This window comes from Polaromonas sp. P1_F2 (genome assembly GCF_056405735.1).
Map to the genome: position 1 here is coordinate 352,498 of NZ_JBFUBN010000004.1, position 19,698 is coordinate 372,195.

The following is a 19,698-nucleotide window of genomic DNA, read 5'->3' on the forward strand; positions in this document are numbered from 1 at the left end:
ATTGCCGGCGCCACCCTTCAGGCTTGCGGCATGGCGGCCGCGGCGTCGACGAGATGGCGGGCTGCCTCCTTGATCGCCGAGGCCAGCCCCGGGTCGGACTCCATCTGGTCCACCACGGGATCCGCCAGCCGCTTCCAGTCCATGTCCTGGCCGGCGTCGCCGGCGAATTCCTGCATCAAAACGAATTCCATGAACAGCTGGAACACCTTGCGTGCCTGCCGCGCATCTTCTTTTGAAAGCGCACGAACCCGCTGCAACAGCTGTTGTTTGATTTTGGGCTCGAGCAGTGCCAGCGATTCAAGAAACTGGTTGGGGTTTCCGACTTGTTCCCGCTGGAGCCCGGAGGTTTTTTCCTGCGAGGGCGCATCGGAGGGAGCCGGCCTTTTCAGGTCGGTGGCGTTCGGGCGAAGAAACGCGCCGAGGCGGGAAGAAGGATCGATGACGGGCATGGCGTGAATGAAATCCAGATGTGGCCGGGCGTCTCAATTTGAGTGGTTATGGCGCTGGTAGTTTGACAGCAGCACATGGTTTTCTTCGGCGACGTCCGCCGCCTGCGGCGACGTGGCACCTGAGGCCGCTCCCTGCAATTCGGCGATCCGCGCGATGATTTTACGTATGTCGCCGGAAAGGGCTTCGTTCCCGGTATTCCTCATCAAACCATCTTCGTAGTGCTTGACGGCATTTTCAAAGTCGTCCTGGGCAAGCGCCGCATAGGCGCGGACGAAATGAGGGAGCGGGTCGCTTTCGGGAAGGCTGAGCAAGGGCTGCCAGCTTACCAACGCAGTCGCCGCCCTGCCTGCGCTGAACTGCAATGTCCCGAGCTGGTACCTGGCCATGGTGAACTCCGGCGACAGCAGGACGGCATTGGCGAAAGCGACTTCGGCCTGCTCCATCCCGCCTTGGGATGCATGGTGGGATCCGATCAGGAAGAAGGGAATGCCCCAGGTCGGGTCAGCCGCCGCGCTCTGCTGATAGAGGGCGAGGGCCTGCGCATGGGCTTGGGCCCGGCCGGCTTCAATTCCCTGCTGGAGCAGGATTTGCGCCTGTACGCGCGCCGAAGGTGCTGGTGTCATGGTGGTCATTGTCTGGTTAGATTCGGAAATCGCCGAATGGATGGGGGAATTTTGCGCCGGGGTGGCCGCGATGGATCATTCCCAGGGGTTCCCGCTGGTGACCGACTGAAACAGGCAGCAGGCCGGGCACCAGGGCTTTCACGACCGTGATTCGGGTGCGGCCTTGGTCGACATGAGATTGCGGCGGGGTGATATCGACGGCCACGGGGTGCAAGCCCCGTGCGCAAAAGTGCCCGACCAGGGCGTTGAGCGAGAGGTCGGCGAGGTCAAGCGGCCAGTCGGCACCGGTAACGGCCCCGGACGGGAAGAGTACTTTGTCGGCACGCTTGAAATGGCGTCGCTGTCCATACAGCTCCGTATGGTGTTCAGCCGTCCCGGCCTCCTTGGCAAATTTGATGCGTGGCAGCCGACCTTGCGTCCAGGCATGAACCCTGGATTCCAGTTGGTCGATCGCGTTGTTGACGGCGTGGGTAAAGCTGGCGGCTTCCGCGCTTGCCGTGGCCGTGAAATGCCTTTGCCCGTGCTGGGCGGAAACCAGTGCGACGTGGGTGCAGGCCGCGGGGAGTTGCTGAATCGTGATCGTGCAACCGGCGCCTGTGAGCGCCGCAAGGCGACGAGCCACTTCGCCCGGCCATTGGGCCGGCGGGTAGACGGTGCCCGGTTTTTGGGCCAGCCAGTGCCTCATGACGGCATCATGTTCGACGGCGGTGCGCAAAGCCCGTACCGTCGCGTCTTCCGGCGACGTGCCTGTGCAACACCCGGACACGGCGGCCTGCGTGTAAGGTTTTGGGGGGCTTTGGCCAAGGGCCGCCAGGCCGGCACGGGAAAAAACCAGCTCGCCCAGGATGCGAACTTTTTTTCCGGTGGCGAGGTCCGTCCCTTCAACCCAGGGATAGGCCCGCGACGGCGAAAACGGCAGATAGGGGAAACCAGGAAGCCGGTATTGCGCGTCCGTATACCGCACGAACTGCCTCGGGTCCAGGGCCTCCCCGACCTCACCGAAGCAGCCTTCGACAAGCCGGCCGGCCTGTTCATGGCCTGCCTGCGCGATGGCGTTCTCGATGGCCTGGCGGGCCGCCCGCATGGGATCGGTGCCGTTGCCGTGGGCGTAGGCTCCGCCGTCCGCGCCGGTGTCGACCCTTGCACGGGCGCGGTGAAAACTCCTGCCGTGGCCTGAGCCGTCATCGTCGGCCCAGGCGAAATCAATTTTTGCGGCGCCGGATGCGGTTTCAATCTGTTCGGGGGAGGGTTTCGCGCCGAACATGGCCGCACCCAGAAGCAACTGCCGGTCCAGGCCGCACAGCTGGGCGGCGGGCTGCTCATGGTAGCCGCCGATGGTTGCGTAGCCCAGCTCCAGGGCGTCGGCGCTCAAGGCGCCGTTGTGCAAGGCGGCGCCCGCTTCCATGAAGAGGAATTGAAGCGAACGGCTTGGATAGCGCATGGCGCCGACGGCGGGATCCGCCGCCAGGAAAATCGCGCCGGTGGCGTAAGTCAGTTCCCAGGGCCTGACGAAGGCGCGGGCCAGTTGCGCCGCGGTTTCGCCGATCTTCTGGAGAAAGACCATGCGCTCGTGCGGATAGTGGATCCGGTACACCCCCGGCGCATAGCCGCCGACCGGGCGCTGCAATGCCAGGTAGATTTCCAGCAGGTACATTCCCCCGGCCGAGGCGAGCGTGCGCTGGGGAAAAAAATCACCCTTGCGCGGATGCCTGACGCTCACGACGCCGGCAAGCGACCACAGCAACTGATGCAGCGCGGAGGCGGGCATCGACTGGTCGGCAAAGGTTTTGGTCGTGATACGGGAAGATAAAAACCTGTCAAGCGGCGCGCTCTCCACTTTGGCGGCGGCTTCGGGCATCGCGGTTGCCGCCTCTTCGGTATTCCACAGGAAGCGGCCCGCGATTTCCTGGATGAGCGCGGACGGGGCTGTGGCGCCAAAAGGGCTGCGCTGAAACGCATCACGTGCCGCGTGCGCGCTCGCCAGGCTGGCATCGATCAAAACACCTTCACCGAGCAGAAAGGCCAGGAAATCGGCAAATTTCGCGCGGACCTCTTCATCGGCGATGGCGTCCACGGCCTGCTGGGCCGTGCGGGTGCCGTCGCACAAGTTAAAGACATGGTCCAGCAAGGCCGTTGGCGCCGCTATCTCGACAATCTCACCGGCATGACGGACCACCAGCACGGCCTTGCGGCCTTTGCTGCGTATGCGGCTTGCGCCCGCGAGCATGGGCGCCAGGTGGGTCCAGTCGGTGAGGCATGCCTCTACGGCCGCCGGCACGCGGGAATTCAGGATGCTGTTGCGCGGAGCCGTGCGGGTCATCGCGGGGGTATGCCGGCCCGTTCATAGGCGCCATGGCGGGGCTTTTCGGCGTGAAATCGGGTCATGCGTGTGGTGATGGGCACGTGGTCTTTTCCAGGGAAGGTAAGGGGCGGGAAGGGCCCTGCGCAATGCATGGGGTTGCGCGGACCGGACGGTGAACCGCCGGGCCAGCCGGTGCGATGCTCACTAATATATCCACACGTTCCGGAATTTGTTTGGTTTTTTGCAGCCGGGGCCTCTTGCGGGTTCAAGCCGGCTCCTGCGGAACCATCTTCCCGAGCTCTTGACCATCCGGATAAACCAATCCCGGGCCGGAAATACAGGACCCGCCCGGGTGTGGCCTGAAGTTTCCCCTAAACAAAAGCGGAAATGGATGGATGTACTGGGAAATACCGTTGAGCACTTCTCCAAAGGGTTGGAGGAATTCCCGGGGCTAGCCCCAACTCAGCGGCTCACCATTAGGTACACCACATGGTTGCGATTGTCAGCGGCAACAGCCTGGGCTTGGGTTCAACGTCTTTGTCCACCCTGGGGCGAAACGGCCTTCTGGGAACAGCGGCCCAGGGACGCGGCGGCGAGCAGGCGTTCGTGAATGTCGCCAACGGCAACCTGGTGCTGCAGGACCGCGACGACTACCTGGTCGCGCATGGCGTCAACCTCACGGCGCTGCGCACCTACAACAGCCAGGGCAAACTCAACGACGAGAACGCCGACAACTGGTCCATGGGGGCCTACGCCCAGCAGGCGAAGCTGGCCGGCACGCTGAATGCCGCCGGTAGCACCATCACGCGCACGGCCCGGGACGGCAGCGAATCGGTCTACAGCTGGGACGCCGCCAGGCTGGCCTATGTGAGCACCGACGGCGCGGGCGCCTACGACACCATCAAGGCGATCGGCAGCGACTATGTCTGGACCGATGGCGATACCGGCCTGACCGAGACTTATGAGGCCGCCACCGGGCGACTGGCCAGCACCACCGACGCCAGCGGCACGACGGCCAGCTACGCCTATAACGCCTCGGGTTTCCTGTCGAGCATGACGAGCGCCAGCGGCGACGTGACTTACCTCGACTACATCGGCAGCAACGTCTCCAGGGTGCGCACCGTCAGGGCCGACGGCACGACGCTCACGCGCGTGGCCTATACCTACGACGGCAGCAACCGCCTTTCCACCGTCACGGTGGACTTGAGCCCGGACGACAGCAGCACGGCCGACAACAAGTTTTACCGCAGCACCTACACCTACGACGGAACCAGCAAACGCGTGGCATCCGTCACGCAGAGCGACGGCACCAGCCTGACGTTCACCTATGTGCAAGTGGGCGCCGACTACCGGGTCGCCACCGTCAAGGATGGGCTGAACCACACGACGAGTTACAGCTACGACACCGCCAACAAGCGCACAACGGTGACCGATCCGCTGAGCCTCGTCACCAGCTACGAATACGACGCCGCGGGCCAGCTCACGAAGATCACGGCACCCGCGGTGGGCGGCGTTTCGCAGGTCAGCAACTTCGCCTACAACGCCACGGGCGACCTGGTCCAGGTCACCGACGCGCTGGGCCAGGCGCTGGTGATGCAATACGACGCCAACGGCAACCAGGTGCTGCAGCGCGACGCGGCCGGAAACACCATCACGCGGACTTACGATGCCCGCAACCAGCTGCTGACGGAGTCGAGCTACACCGTGGCCGACCCGGACGGCGCGGGCGCCGGCCTGCCGGCAGCGCCGCTGACCACACGCTATGTGTACGACGCCGCCAACAAAAATCTCCTGCGCTTCGTGCTGAGCCCCGCGGGGCGCGTGAGCGAATTCCGCTATAACGCCTGGGGCGAGCAAGTCGCCAGCATCCAGTACAACGCCGGAGCGTATGACGTGGCGTCCCTGGGCGCGACCGCGGTGCCGGGCGAAGCAGCCATGGCCGCCTGGGCCGCTTCGCAAAACCTTGCGCTGACGAGCCGTTCGGACCGCGTGCTGGACGCGCGCGGGCAGCTGCAGTCGCTGACGAGCTATGCCAAGGTGGACGCCTCGGGCAACGGCGTTTCCGACGGTAGCCAGTCGACCACGCAATACATCTACGACCAGGCCGGCCTGCTCCTGAAGACCATCTCGGGGACCGCGGGTGTCAACCTTTACACCTACGACGGCCTGGGCCGCGTGCTGTCGGTCCAGAATGCGCTGCTGCAGACGACGCTGACCAGCTATGACGATGCCGGCAACCGGACGACGGTGAGTTTTGCCAACGGTCTCTCGACCAGCAGCAGCTACGACGCGGCCGGCCGCCTCATCAGCGTGACGCAAAGCAGCGCGCAGACAGCCAACCTGGGCACCACGCTTTATTTCTACGATGCCGACAACCGGCTGACGATGACCCAGGACCCGACCGGCGTGCGGGCATGGATGCTCTACGACGAGGCCGGCCGCAAGACCGCCGACATCGACGGTAACGGCAGCCTGACGGAATACGTCTACAACAAGAACAACCAGGTCACACAGGCCATCGCCTATGCGACCGCAGTGAGTGTGGCGACCCTGGCCACCGGGCCGGGCCAGCCGCTGAACCCGGCGCTGGCGGCCCTGAGGCCCGCGGGCGTGGCCGCGGACCTCAAGTCCTGGCGCGTGTACGACAGCGCCGGCCGCTTGCTGAAGACGGTGGACGGCCAGGGCGCCGTCACCGAGATGCTCTATGACGGCGCGTCTCGCGTCCTCTCGGTCACCCATTACGCCAACCTCATCTCAACGGCGGGCCTGGGCGCCGCGCCGGCTTCCGGCAGCGTCGTGCCCACGGCCAACGCCGCCGCCGACCGCATCGAGAGAAACTTCTACGACGAGGACGGCTTGCTGCTCGCCCAGCTCGACGCGGAAGGCTACCTGACGGTCCTGCGCTATGACGGCGCCGGGCGCCTGGCCGGCCGCACCGCCTATGCGGCGGCGACCACCCCCGCGTTGCGTGCGGCGGGCACGCTGGCGCAACTGTTGCCGGCGGCAAGCGCCGGCGACATCACGAGCACCTTGATCCTGAACGCGCGCGGACAGGTCGCCGGCGAGATCGATGCCGAGGGCTACCTGACCGAGAAGGTCTACGACGCCAACGGCAACCTGACCCAGAGCGTGCGCTACGCGACGGCGCTGGCTGCGGGCGTCCTGTCCTCCATCACCGCCGGCACCACGGTGGCCGACATCCGTCCGGCCGCCAACGCGCAAGACCGCGGCAGCAGCTACAGCTACGACCTGCTCAACCGCGCCACACAGTCCACCGACCCGGCCGGCACCGTCACGCAGTTCAGCTACGACATCGCAGGAAACCTGACACAAAAAATCGCGGCGGCGGGCACGGCGCAGGCGCGTACGCTGACGGTGAAATACGACCTCCAGGGCCGGCTGGTCGGCGAGCTGGCCGGCGTCGGCAGCGCGCTGCTCACGGGCGGCCTGACGCAGGCGCAGGTCGACGCCGTCTGGGCCCAGTACGGATTGACCCACGCTTACGACGCCGCGGGCCGGCGCACCAGCACGACCGACGGTTACGGCAACAAGACACTGTTCTTCTACGACGTCGACGGGCATCTCACGCACACGGTCAACGCGCTCGGCGAGGTGAGCGAGAACCAGTACAACGCCCTCGGGCAGCTGTCCGCCACCGTGAGCTACGGCACACGCATCAACCTGGCGGGGCTGGTCGGCGCCAATGCCGGCGGGCTGGTGAATGCCGCGCTCACCGCGGCCGTCGTGGCCAACGCCGCGCTCGACAGCAAAACCACCTACACCTACAACAGCTTCGGCGGCCTGGCCGGCAGCGCCGATGCGCTGGGCAATGCCACTGTCCTGGGCTACAACGCCTTCGGCGATGAAGTTTTCCGCGTCCAGGACCTGGGCGCCTCGCAGACCCTGACGCAGACCACCACGGTGGACCGCCGCGGCCTGCAGACCGGGACCGTGCTGGACGCCGGCGGCATCAACGCCATCACCGCCGCGGTCTACGACGCATTCGGCCGGTTGACCGGCAGCACCGATGCCAACGGCCGCGTCAGCACCCGGACCTTCGACAGGCTGGGCCGCGCCGTCACCAGCGTCGACCCGCTCAATGTCACGCGCACCAGCAGCTACGACGCATTCGACCGCGTGCTCACGCACACCGACGGCCTGGGCCAGGTCACGAGCTACAGCTACGACAAGGCGGCACGCTCCGTCACTGTCACCACGCCGGAGGGCGTGCAGGTCACGACGGTGCAGACCCGCTTCGGCCAGACCCAGAGCGTGACCGATGGGCTCGGCAACACCACCAGTTTTACTTATGACCTGAACGGCAACCTGGTCACGACGGCGACCGCGCTCACCACCGCCAGCAACAGCTACGACCGCAGCAACCGGCTGGCCAGCACGACCGACGCCAACGGCAACCTGGTGGTGCTCGGCTATGACGCGGCCAACCGGGTGCTGGCGCGAACCGTCGACCCGCTGGGGCTGAACCTGACGACCAGCTACAGCTACGACGCCAAAGGCCGGCAGGCCACGGTGACCGACCCGCTCGGCAATGTGACCCAGTTCAGCTACGACCTCAAGGGTCAGCTGACGCAACAGGCGGTCGATCCCCTGGGGCTGAACCTCGTGACGGCCTACAGCTACGACGGGCGCGGCAAGACGCTGACGGTGACCGACCCTCGCGGCTCGGTGACGCGCTACACCTACGACAAGCTGGGCCGCCGCACGCTGGAGCAGGTCGACCCGACGGGCCTGAACCTCACGCGCAGCTATGCCTACGACAAGGCCGGCAACGTTACCAGTTCCACCGACGCGAACGGCAATCTCACGCGTTACGCCTATGACGCGGGAGACCGGCTGGTCTTCACCGTCGATGCGGCCGGCAACGCCAGGCAGAACGACTTTGACGCCGAAGGCCGTGTCGTCAAGACCACGGTCTACGCGACCGCCATCACGCCTGCGAACCTTGCCACCCTGCCGGCGGCCGCCACCGTGGCGCAAATCCAGGCCAAAGTATTTGCCGCTGCGGGTTCGGACCTGGTGGAGAACCGTGTCTACGACCGCGACGGCCGGCTGGCCGCCACGGTCAACGCCCTGGGCGAAGTGACCAAGTACGTCCACGACGCGGCCGGCAACGTCATCGAACGCGTGGCCTATGCCAACCGCGTGGCCATGTCGGGCGGCGGCGCCTGGGTGGCCGGCACGGTTCCAGCGCCGGTGGCCGACGCCGCCCATGATCAGCGCGTGCGCACCGTGTACGACCAGCTCGGCCGCGCCGTGCTCTCCATCGACGGTACGGGCGCCGTCGTCAGGCAGGTCTACGACGCCAACGGCAATGTGGTCGACCGGCTGGCTTATGCCGCCACTATTTCGCCGGCAACCGCCGCGACGGAAACAGCGATCAATGCCGCGGTGGTGGCAAGCAGCGCCGACAACCGCGTGCGCAGCGTTTACGACAAGGCCAACCGCCTGGTCTACAGCGCCGACGGCACGGGCGCCGTCACCCAGTTCGTGTACGACAAGAGCGGTCAGGTGGTGCAACGCATCCAGCACGCCGTGGCCATTGCCGGCTCCGCCGCGCCAGGCAGCGTCAGCACCAACGCCGCTGACCGCATCACTGTGTTCGCCTATGACAAGGCCGGCCGCCAGACTTTCTCCGTGAACGCGCTGGGCGGCATCACGCAGTTCGTCTATGACAAGAACGGCAACGTGGCGCAGCGCCTGAGCTATGCCACGGCCATGACGCCGCCGACCGCGGCCGGCGCACCGAGCGCCCAGACCATCCAGTCGGCGGTGATTCCCGACGCCGTCAACGACCGCATTGAGCGTTTCGCCTATGACCTGGCCGACCGCAAAGTCTTTGGCATCGACGGCACCGGCGCCGCCACCGAGACCAGCTTTGACGCCGCCGGCAATGCCGTGCAGGTCAAGCGCTATGCCACGCTGCTTAATGTTGCCACCCTGGCCGCCGTTCCCACGGAGGCCGCGGTTCGCGCCTTGCTTGTGGCCGATGCCGCGAACGACAGGACCGAACGGCGCGTGTTCGACGCCGCCAACCGCCAGACCTACGGCGTCGATACGCTGGGTTATGTGCGCAAGACCGGCTACGACGGCACGGGCGCGATCAGCAACGTTGTGGAGTACGCGCTCGCCATTCCCGCCGCAACGGCCAACACGGCAAGCGCCATCGCGGCCGCCCTGGTCGCCAGCGCGGCGTCCGACCGCAGCAACAGCTTTGTCTACGACGCCGCCGGCCGCCTGACCGGCAGCACCGATGCGCTGGGCTTCACCGAATCCAACACCTACAACGGGCTCGGTGAAAAAATCAGCTTCACGAATAAGAAGTCCGCCACCTGGACTTACGACTACGACGCGGGTGGCCGCCTCATTCAGGAAACCTCGCCGCAAGTTGCATTGACGTCCGTCATCGTCAATGCGGGCGGCAACCTGGAAGTCAATGAAGCGGCCTCAGGCGCGGCGGGCATCGTTACGCGCCTGGCCTACGACGCGCTCGGCAACCTGGTGTCCCGCACCGAAGCTTTCGGGCGCGCTGAGCAGCGGCTGACAAGCTACGAATACGACGCGCTGGGCCGGCAGGTCAAAACGACCTACCCGGCGGTGGGCGTGTACAACCCCGCCACCGACAACCTGACCGCCAACGGCGCGGCCGGCCTGGCCACGCGCACCGAAACGCAGCAAGCCCTGTTCAGCCAGGTCAGCTATGACGCGCTGGGCAATGCCGTCGCCAACCGCGACGTTGCCGGCAACTACAGCTACAAGGCCTATGACAAGCTCGGCAATGTCGCCTACGAGGTCGACAGCCTGGGTTTTGTCACCGGCTACACACGCAACGCCATGGGCGAGGTCACGCGCCTGGTGCGTTTCGGCACCGCGACCACCTTGCCGAACGGCAACCCTGCAAGCCTGTCGGCGGCCCAGGTCGATGCCGCGGTCAATGCCGCCGGCGTGAACCACGGCGCGGACCGCAACCTGCTGACCCAGTACGACCGTGCGGGGCGCGCCGTCAGGGTCACCGAGCCGCAGACCTATGTCTACGATCCGGATGCCGCCAGCGGCGGCCAGTATTTCATCGCGGGCAAAACCACCCGCAACACCTTTGACGCCTTCGGCAACCTGACCCGCGTCGCGCTGCTGAAAAATCCCGCAACCGACACCTGGACCTCCACCGCCAACTATTTCGACAAGCGCGGCCAGCAAACCGCCAGCGTGGACGCCCTGGGCTACCTGACGACGCAGGCTTTCGACGCCGCCGGAAACGTCAGCGCGCGCACCGAATCCGCTACGGCGATCACGGGCTGGAACGGTGCCTCCCCCGCCGCCACGGCGCCGGCAGCTACAAGCAACGCCGACGACCGCACCACGCTGTATAGCTTCGACCGCGGCAACCGCAAAACCTCGGAAGTCAGGGTCAACGTCGAATACAGCGACAGCAGCAATGCGACCAGTGTCCGCGGCAACTTGAGCACGAGCTACGGCTACGACAGCGTCGGCAACCTGACCCGCACGACCGACGCCGCCGGCGCCTCGACCTACAGCTACTACGACGCCATGGGCCGCGTCACCGCGATCGCGGCACCCACGCGTGCCGGTGCGGCCGACGCCAGCGTGCTGACGCCCTTGACCTTGTTCCGCCGCGACGCCTACGGCAACGTCGTCGTCAAGACCGACCTGGCCAAGGGAGCCAGCGCCGCGAACGAGGGCGCGTACACGGCGGCTGCGGCGGATGCCGCGGACCGCACGACCATGGCCTACTTCGACCGCTCGGGGCACGCGACCCAGCGCGCCGACGCGCAGGGCTACAACCACTACAGCTCTTACGACGCGCGCGGCAACATCGCCAAGGAATGGCAGGCCGTCACCGGCAACGACGGCGCCACCAGAACCCAATTCCGCGCCTACCAGTACGACAAGCTCGGCCGCCAGACCCACGTCATCGACCCGGCGTCCACCACGGTGCTGCAGGGCGGCCTCAACACGGTGCAGGTCGGCTCAGCCCTCGCCACGGCGGATGAAGCGGGCTCGTTGACGCTGTCGGGAAGCAACAGCGTGTCCCTGACCTGGTCCAGCCTGATCAATGCGGCCGGTGGCCTGGTGCGGGTGCAGGTCGACTACCAGACGCTGTCCACCTACAGCCCTGCCGGCGCCAACGAGTCCGGCATCCTCTACGGCGGCGTGCTCAGCCACGCAGCCAGCCAGGTGCGGGATTACGGCGCCGGCGCCGCCAGCGGCGGCGTCACCGTCGGCTGGGAGAATGCCAGCGCGACGGACGGCGGCATTTCACAGCTCAGCTACATCCGCATCTGGCAACAGGATGCGGGCGGCAACTGGGTCGCGAAATGGGAAGGCAGCGCGGCGCAGGCCACCGGTTCCGGCGTGACCACCGTCAGCCAGGCACAGGCCGGCGTGGTGGACACCGCGGTCGAGTACAACGCCTTCGGCGAGATAACGCGCAAGGGCATCAACGGCGGGCGCCAGGAATACTTCGACTACGACAACGCCGGCCACATCTGGCGGACCAACGGCGGTGACGGCGTCGACAAGGTTGCGCTCTACGACCTGCAGGGACACCAGACGGCGGACATCCGCAGCGCCGGTTCGGGCCGTGCCAATACCAACCTGCTGGCCTTCACCAGCGCGGACCAGGTCGCGGCACTGACCGACGTGCGGCGCACCGACATGCGCTACGACGCGATCGGGCACTTGACGCAGCAACTGCAGCCCGAGCGCCTGCAGACGCAGGGCGGGGTGCTGGTGCGCCAGAACGCCACCCACGCCGCTGTCTACACCTCTGCGAACATCATCGGACGCGATGAATCCGGCAACGTCATGGGCTGGACCGGCACCAACAGCGTGGCCCTGAGCTGGACCAGCCTGGCAAGCCTGGGCAGCGGCGACGTCAAGGTGGTGATGGACTACGAGACGGCCGCCTACACCAATTTTGTCGGCGCCACCGTCATCGGCACCGACGAGGCCGGCCAGCCCATCTACGCCACGGACGAAGCCGGCAACATCATCGGAACCGTTGTGCAGGCCGGTGGCGTCGCCGGTAGCCGCAGCCAGATCCTGACCGCCGAGCAGGGCGCCAGCGGCGTCACCATGAGCTGGCAGGACCCCGCCGGAACCATCAACGGCGGCCTGGGCCGCGTCATGCGGTTGACCCTCTACAAGAAGGACTTGCAGGGCAACTGGCAGCTGATCAGCGCCCAGCCCAAGCTGGGCTACGCTGGCAATACCATTGAAGTGGCCGTGCCCACTGATCCCGGCACCGACATCCAGCTGCAGCTGCGTCCCGCGGGAACACCGGGAAGCGGCGGCTGGAGCAATGTGGGCTTGACCAACTTCGGTGATGCGCTGCGCTTTGACGCCTCCGCGCTCAGCCTCGGGAACTATGAATACCGGGTGCTGACCACGCCGACCGGCGCCGCGACGCGCACCACCGCCACGGGTACCGTGTCCTTGGCCATGCCTGCCCTCTCGACCATCAGCGCCCCCCTGGGCTTTATCCAGACCGGCGTCTACGGCTGGGCAAGCCCGGGCACGGGCATCGACCAGGTTTTGCGCTTCAGGCCGCTAGGCAGCACCGGGCCCTGGCAGGTCCGGGCGGTAGCACCGCGCGGCGGCGGCTATGACGGCGCCGACGTGAGCGACGTGGGCGCGGGCGTTTACCAGTACGAACTGCTCTGGTCGTATTCCGGCGAGGGCGCGCCTTTTGCGCATGCCACCGGCAACATCGAGGTCGTTGCGCCTTACGTCCAGACCCAGTGGATCACCCCGGCCAACCCGGCCAACTACATCACCGGGTATACCAACGCCCAGTACACCGCGCCTGTCATGTACCAGGTGGTGACCGGCTATGACGAAAGCGGTGCACCGATTTACGGCACGACGCTGGGGGCCAATTACCAGTGGAGCGGTCATGTCGTCGTCGGCGTTCCCTACCCCGTGTGGACGCTGACCAGCTACACCACGGTGTACTACACCGTCCAGGTGCCGACACAAGGGCCGCCCACCTTTATCGGTTACGACGAAAACGGGCAGCCGATGTATGCGACCGACGAGGCCGGCAACATCATTTACCAGATCATCTACGTCCCGACGACCTATAGCTACCAGTCGCCGGTGTACTCGAACGTGTGGCATCTGCCGCCGGACCCGGCCCAGTACATGACGGCCCCGAGCAAGCCCATCTACGGCCCGCCCATCGCGACCCAGCTCCTCATCGGCGTCGACGAAAACGGCGGCAATATTTACGTGACCATGCTGGCCGAGCACTACCAGTGGAGCGGCAACACGGTGGTCGCCGTGCCCTATTCGGTCTCCACCTATATTCCGACGGGCTACTTCGCCAGCAACACGACGGCCCCGGGCAGCAGCTCGATCAGCCAGGGCGTGGGCGCCCAGCTCGGGCAGACCGCCGTGCAGAACGGGGACAGCCAGTGGGTGCGCCCGGTCATCAACCAGAAGACCGACCGCTGGGGCAATGTGCTGGAGATCAACGACCCGCGTTCCCTGAACTGGAAAACCAGCTACCGCTACAACGCCAACAACGAGCTGGTCGAGCAGGCCCAGCCCGACAGCAACGGCAACCAGGGTGCGGGCAGCCCGGTGACCCGCGTCTACTACGACCGTATAGGCCGCCAGGTCGCCCTGAAGGACGCCAACGGCAACGTCAACGGCCAGGTCTTCGACGCGGCCGGCAACCTGGTACAGGACATCCATGCGGACGCAGCCGTCTCCAGCTACCGCTACGACGCCTTCGGCAACCGGGTCAAGACCACCGACGCGCGCGGCTTTGCCACCACCTTCAACTACGACAAACTGGACCGCCTGCTCAGCACCGTGCGCCCGGCCGTCGGCATCTACAGCGTCAACAGCGCCAATTCGGCGTACTACATCGGCACCAGCGCCATCGTGGAGTCCAGCACCTGGGACCAGGCCGGCAACAAGCTGACCGACACCAACGGCAACGGCGAGACCCTGAGCTACACCTACGACCTGCGCGGCAACGTGGTCGCCACCCGCCAGCCGATGGGCCAGACGGTGCGCGCCACCTTCGACCTGCAGGGCCGAAAGTCCGGCGAGGCCGATGCCAATGGCTACACCAGCACCTGGAGCTACGACTACTTCGGCCGGCTCTACAGCCACACCGACCTGGGCGGCGCCAAGTACAGCTACAGCTATGACAACGCGCGCCAGCTGACTTCGCAGACCAACACCCGTGGCCAGAGCCTGGGCTACACCTTCGACGCCGCCGGCCAGCTCACCCGCATCACCGACTACGCGCTCGGCAAGGTCACCAGCTATGCCTGGGACCTGGCAGGCCACCAGGTGCGCGAGCAGATGTCGCAGGGCGGCGTTGTCTACCAGGACAACCGCATGGCCTACGACGCCCTGGGCCGCCTGCGCTGGGTGAACGACACCCATGCCTTCATCAACATCGACTACGACAAGATGGGGAACCGCACCCACATCCAGACCCACGTCATCAACGGCGACACCGCCAATGACAGCGACCGCTACTTCCAGTACGACGCGATGAACCGCCAGACCGTGGTCGACGCGGTGGACGCAGCCGGCAACCTCGGCGCCCAGGGCCACCGCATCACCTATGACGGCAGCGGCAACCGCACCAGCGACAGCTACTACGGAAACCGCGTTTACGCCACGCAGGTGGTGGACCACTACAACACCGTCTACACCAGCGTTCCCGTCTGGGTTCTCGACGAGTCCGGCAACCCGGTGCTCGACGAGTCGGGCAACCCCACCCCGGCGTTGGACCAGAACGGCCACATCATCTACCAGACCGAACAGGTACCCGTGTACCGCACGGACTACTACGCCGGTCAGGGCCAGACCACCGAGGCCTACAACTACGACGGGCTGAACCGTCTCACCGGCGTGGTGCGCGACGGTGTGCAGCTGGACTACCGCTTTTACGACGGCGCCAACCGCAACATGCAGACCGGCCCGGCCGGCCACCTGCCGGTGGGTTACATCAACGCCCTCAACGGCGGCGCGTCCAGCGCCAGCGGCACCGAAACGCGCATCAACCGCTTCGACGCCAACGGCCGCCTGCTGCACCAGCGTGTGTTCAACAGCGACGACAGCGCCAAGTACGAGATCGACTACAGCAGCTACGACGCGGCCGGCAACCTGCAAAGCTACACCCTGCAGAACTACCAGGGCATGGCCTATACCAACACCTACGCCTACAGCCAGGCGCGTTATGAGGGCTACAAGGAAGCCAGCGTCTACGCCGGCAGCAGCTACTTCCTGCCGGGCAGCACTACCAGCAGCTACGACGTCAACGGCAACCTGTCCGCCGTCACGGACAGCACCGCGCCGGCGAACAACCGCAGCTTCGTCAGCGACGCGGCCGGCAAGGCCTTGTACACCAACCAGAACGGCCAGGTCCAGCGCCAGCTGATCGTCGGCGGTGAAGTGCTGGGCCGCTACGGCTACGCCGCCAGCGGCGCCAACGTGGCCGACTTCAACTTCGGCTACCAGCCCATCAACGGCAACTACCCGTCGTCCAGCCCCGGCATCTACATCGTGGTGCCCGGCGACACGCTGCAAAGCATCGCCAAGGGCGCTTTCGGCGACAGCGCCCTGTGGTACCGCATCGCGGAGGCCAACGGCCTTTCAGGCGACAACGACCTCAAGATCGGCCAGACCCTGACCATCCCGAATCGCGTCGGGACGCTGAGCAACAACGTCAACACCTTCAAGCCTTACGACCCGAGCGCGATGGTGGGCGACACCACGCCCAACCTGCCGACGCCTCCGCCGCCTGCAGAGGATGATGGCTGCGGGGTCGTCGGCCAGATCATCGTGGTCATCATCACGGTGGTGGTGTCCGCTGTTACGGGCGGCATCGGCGGCGCCATGCTGGGCTCGCTCATGGGGCAGATCGCCGGAAATGCGCTGGGCGTGCAGGACGGCATCAGCTGGGAGGCTGTTGCCCTGGCCGGCGTGAGCGCCGGTATCAGCGAAGGCATAGGCGAGTTTATTCCCAAGGAAGTGGTTGATGCAGTCGGCAAAACAGGCACGGTCATCGTCAAGGCGGCGGTTGCCAACGCCGTGACGCAGGGCATTGGTGTCATCACCGGCCTGCAAGACCACTTTGACTGGAGAGGCGTGGCCGCTGCCGCGGTGGGATCGGCCGTGGGTCAGGCGGTCGGCGACAAGTTGGGCTTGCCCGGTGACGGCTCACGCCCCGCCGGGATGGACGCGGGAGAGTTCATTGCCAAGGCGACCTTTAAAGGCCTGGCGTCCGGCGCAGCCGCCGCGATAGCCAAAGGCGGCAGAGTGACCATTCAGCAGGTTGCGACGGATGCGTTTGGGAATGCGTTGGGGAGGGCTTGGGAGTCAGACTTAAATGATATGGGCGTGCAGACACCGACAACGGGCGACTTTGCGCGCATGGACCGCGCCAATGATGCTGCTCGCGCCCAAGATGAGCTTCTTCGTACACCCGGAGACTTCGCGCGCCTGGACGGTGGCAGCTATCGGAGTGAACCGTATCAAGCACCTTGGACAGGCGGGCAGGACTGGGCGGCAGATGTGGCAGCACGCAGAGCGGGTAGGCCAAGTTGGGCTGCAACGCCCGTGATTTCACAGCCGCGCTCGGTAAGTGCGGGGGACTATGGTGGTTCGATGGAGCGCATTGCGCGGGCACAGCTTGGCTCAGGTGCTACCCAGCACGACATCAACAACTATGTGGGTCAACTTATAGAGATCAATGGCATTAAGAATCCGCGTGCCGTAGGAAGCGATAGGGACATTGTTTTGCCAAACGGTGACACCCCTGCTGCCACGGGTGGACTGGGCGTGTACGGGAAAGACATCGCACTTGGCGAGCGGATGAAAGCTGCGGCACAGGCTGCGACAAATGCCAACGCAGGATTTGCTGATGGGCGGGATGCCCGAGACATACGAGCGAGTTTTGTTTACCAGTCGACGATGTCGCTTGGATTGGGAGCCGCTCAAGCGTTTGTCGATTTCAATGATCGACTCGCGAGAGGGCCGATTGTGACGGCCTCAACGGGAAGCGCTGTGCAACCACTGACTGCTGGGGAACAGGCGCGGCTTAACAGCACGGGTTTTCAAATGGGGCAGAATTTGGCTGTGTCGCAGATTGCTGCAGTACAGTTCTCTGCGCCAGGCTTGGCGGTGAATACTTTCTTTGCCTCCCTTAATGGGACCACCAACGCCCTACAGGGAAACTATGCGGCCGCTGCTGGGTATGGGGGCGAAGTCTTGTTGAACGTCGCAGTCTCTGGTGGTGCTAATAAAGTGGCTTCGCTATTTCGGTCAGAGCTCGATACTGAATTGAACGCGACAATCCGCTCTGGGCTTGCCAGAGACCTGCAGGGCGCCGCCGCGATAGATGGGGTTGGAATAGTTGTGCCGAATCAATTTCGTGTTCAACCGCAAATGTTCGTCGATGATGCTCTAACAGGTCGACTGATGAGTGATGGAACTTACATTAAGAACCCGACAGCCCAGCCGCTTTCCGATTTAGTAAATGACGCAGGAAAGATCGTCGGTCCTCGTCACAATGGAAAGTACATGTACGTCATTGATGAAGACTACAACATCGTGGTTGGCACTCGTGGCAAGGATACTGATGGGCAAACTTTGAGAATGCCACACCCCACGTTGATCGGGGGCAATAATCCTACGGTCTTGGGTGCGGGTATGGTTGATATTCGTGCCGGGCGTATTTACTCTATCGATAATTCATCTGGACACTTTCAACCTGGTATAGGATCACTGGATGCCGCGCAAAAAGCGTTTGGACAATTGCCTTCGAAGGTTTTCAGTAAAGACTTCCAAGGATATTTTCCGTACAACCGAGGTTCGCAGTAATGGAAAAGACAATCCGGAAATTCGTTGCTTCCAAATGGTTTCCTCAGCACGGCAGCCATCTCGTAGCCGAGGAGGATTTGGAGTCATTTACAAAGCTTATGCCCGCAGACAAAGTATTTGAGTACCTTGGTGAGAATCAAGGTTGGGCAGTGCTTCGTTATGGTGGAAAAGTCTATCGCGTAAATCCGACAACATTCAACCCAGTAACAGCACCCAAATTCGAAGTTGGGCAAAGTGTCAAGGCCATCTCAAAAGATCAGCTGGCCAAGATTCTTTATGTGGCGTGGCATTACAAGAATGCTACACACGTCTATGGATTGGCCTTCGATGGAAAGAAGTCGTCAAGGCGCTATTTGGAGAGCGAGATTGAGTCAGTGTGATGAGCCGGCGGGCGTGGCAATGGATGGCAGCAAGAAACCGGAAGCCACCGTCGCGGTAAGCCAAACTTCATTCCCAGTCAAATAGAACTTGCCCCCTTGTTCGTGCATGCTCCTTGCTGCGATGGTTAACACCGCTGGCTTGCCGTAACGCTGACCGACAGCAAGGGCTGTCTGCACATCTTCTGATAGATGCACATACTGTCTGGAGCCTGGCAATAGACCTTGCGTGCGAATTGACTCCAGAAACCGCGTTGCGGTGCCGTGATAAAGAAATTCAGGGGGAACTTTCTCTTTGAAGTGGATCACCACGCTGTCGGTCGAATGCCCCTGCACGGCCCGAATGCAAGCGCCATCAGGCGAGATCGCAAAACGCTTCTTCTCACTGGTGGTTACCACCTGGTCTATCAAGACACGATCCAGCATGTGCCCGTGTTGGGTAGCGGCTGCAATCAATGCTTCCATGTCGGCCCAGCCCTCGCTGTCCAGCGTCAGGCCAATGGCCTGCGGTTCATGACGCAGCACAAAGCTAAGGAACTTGCTCGTTTCGGTGAGTAGCTTGTGGGTCATTCCTTCTCTTCTCTCAAAATGTAAATGTAAATGTAAGTGGAATAGGTCTGCAGTACGCTGTGGGGGTGGACATGGAACTCTTAGTACGCGTGCTCAGGGGCGACGTTAAACCACGCTGAGGCGCTCTGGTAGGGGTAGGTCGAATTGAATGCTTCGGCGTATTCGGCGACCCGGCGGGTGACTTCCTGGGTGACCGGCTTGAAGTCTTCGTCGGCCAGAAAGTCGTAGATATGGTGCGAATTGAAGGTGTTGGACTTCCATGCCTTCCCGCCCGGTTCAATTTTTTCAACTTCAGCACCTTGGCGAGCACACGTTGGTTCTCTTGCGCCGAAACAATGTCATAGGGTTTGTAGATGCTGCTTGGAAACCAGGTGTCAATCACAAAATCTGCCATCTTCGTGCTTGTGTGTTTTGTCTCCGAAGATTTTAAGCGGCCCATAGAGTGGATGCGGGCGTGGTTTTGGGGTTGAGGCTTTACCCGTCCGCC

At 64.2% G+C, this 19,698-nt stretch carries 6 protein-coding genes; 2 read left to right on the top strand and 4 right to left on the bottom strand.

The features are described from left to right. Nucleotides 1-17 precede the first annotated feature (17 nt). From AC1D0O_RS11340 to AC1D0O_RS11350, 3 genes are read right to left on the bottom strand one after another with little or no spacing between them, the layout of a single operon-like run. On the bottom strand, nt 18-449 hold the full coding sequence (locus AC1D0O_RS11340) for a hypothetical protein (protein WP_477653622.1): 432 nt from the start codon (nt 447-449) through the stop codon (nt 18-20). A gap of 33 nt (nt 450-482) precedes the next feature. Beyond that, nucleotides 483-1,073: a tetratricopeptide repeat protein gene (locus AC1D0O_RS11345; protein WP_477653623.1), complete on the bottom strand. Its 591-nt coding sequence runs from the start codon at nt 1,071-1,073 to the stop codon at nt 483-485. A 16-nt stretch (nt 1,074-1,089) separates the two neighbouring features. Then, complete coding sequence (locus AC1D0O_RS11350; protein WP_477653624.1) at nt 1,090-3,300, bottom strand: YcaO-like family protein; 2,211 nt, start codon at nt 3,298-3,300, stop codon at nt 1,090-1,092. A 564-nt stretch (nt 3,301-3,864) separates the two neighbouring features. Here AC1D0O_RS11350 and AC1D0O_RS11355 point away from each other — a divergent pair. Together AC1D0O_RS11355 and AC1D0O_RS11360 are read left to right on the top strand one after the other, a co-directional pair. Beyond that, the gene (locus tag AC1D0O_RS11355; RefSeq protein WP_477653625.1) at nt 3,865-18,264 is read left to right on the top strand and encodes a LysM peptidoglycan-binding domain-containing protein; all 14,400 of its coding nucleotides are present in this window, start codon (nt 3,865-3,867) and stop codon (nt 18,262-18,264) included. Beyond that, entirely contained in the window at nt 18,264-18,644 is a 381-nt protein-coding gene (locus tag AC1D0O_RS11360; protein ID WP_477653626.1) for a DUF6960 family protein, read from the top strand. The genes AC1D0O_RS11355 and AC1D0O_RS11360 overlap by 1 nt, the downstream gene beginning before the upstream one ends. Here AC1D0O_RS11360 and kptA read toward each other — a convergent pair. Then, nucleotides 18,636-19,211 carry an RNA 2'-phosphotransferase gene (gene kptA / locus AC1D0O_RS11365; RefSeq protein ID WP_477653627.1) on the bottom strand — a complete coding sequence of 192 codons (576 nt, stop codon included), beginning with the start codon at nt 19,209-19,211 and terminating at the stop codon, nt 18,636-18,638. The two genes, AC1D0O_RS11360 and kptA, sit on opposite strands and share 9 nt — an antisense overlap. Nucleotides 19,212-19,698: the final 487 nt, after the last annotated feature.

What these genes read in the sequence shown, in the direction of transcription:
- AC1D0O_RS11345 (WP_477653623.1), bottom strand. Translation starts at nt 1,073, where the DNA reads ATGACACCAGCACCTTCGGCGCGCGTACAGGCGCAAATCCTGCTCCAG.
- AC1D0O_RS11355 (WP_477653625.1), top strand. Translation starts at nt 3,865, where the DNA reads ATGGTTGCGATTGTCAGCGGCAACAGCCTGGGCTTGGGTTCAACGTCT.
- AC1D0O_RS11340 (WP_477653622.1), bottom strand. Translation starts at nt 449, where the DNA reads ATGCCCGTCATCGATCCTTCTTCCCGCCTCGGCGCGTTTCTTCGCCCG.
- AC1D0O_RS11360 (WP_477653626.1), top strand. Translation starts at nt 18,264, where the DNA reads ATGGAAAAGACAATCCGGAAATTCGTTGCTTCCAAATGGTTTCCTCAG.
- AC1D0O_RS11350 (WP_477653624.1), bottom strand. Translation starts at nt 3,300, where the DNA reads ATGCTCGCGGGCGCAAGCCGCATACGCAGCAAAGGCCGCAAGGCCGTG.
- kptA (WP_477653627.1), bottom strand. Translation starts at nt 19,211, where the DNA reads ATGACCCACAAGCTACTCACCGAAACGAGCAAGTTCCTTAGCTTTGTG.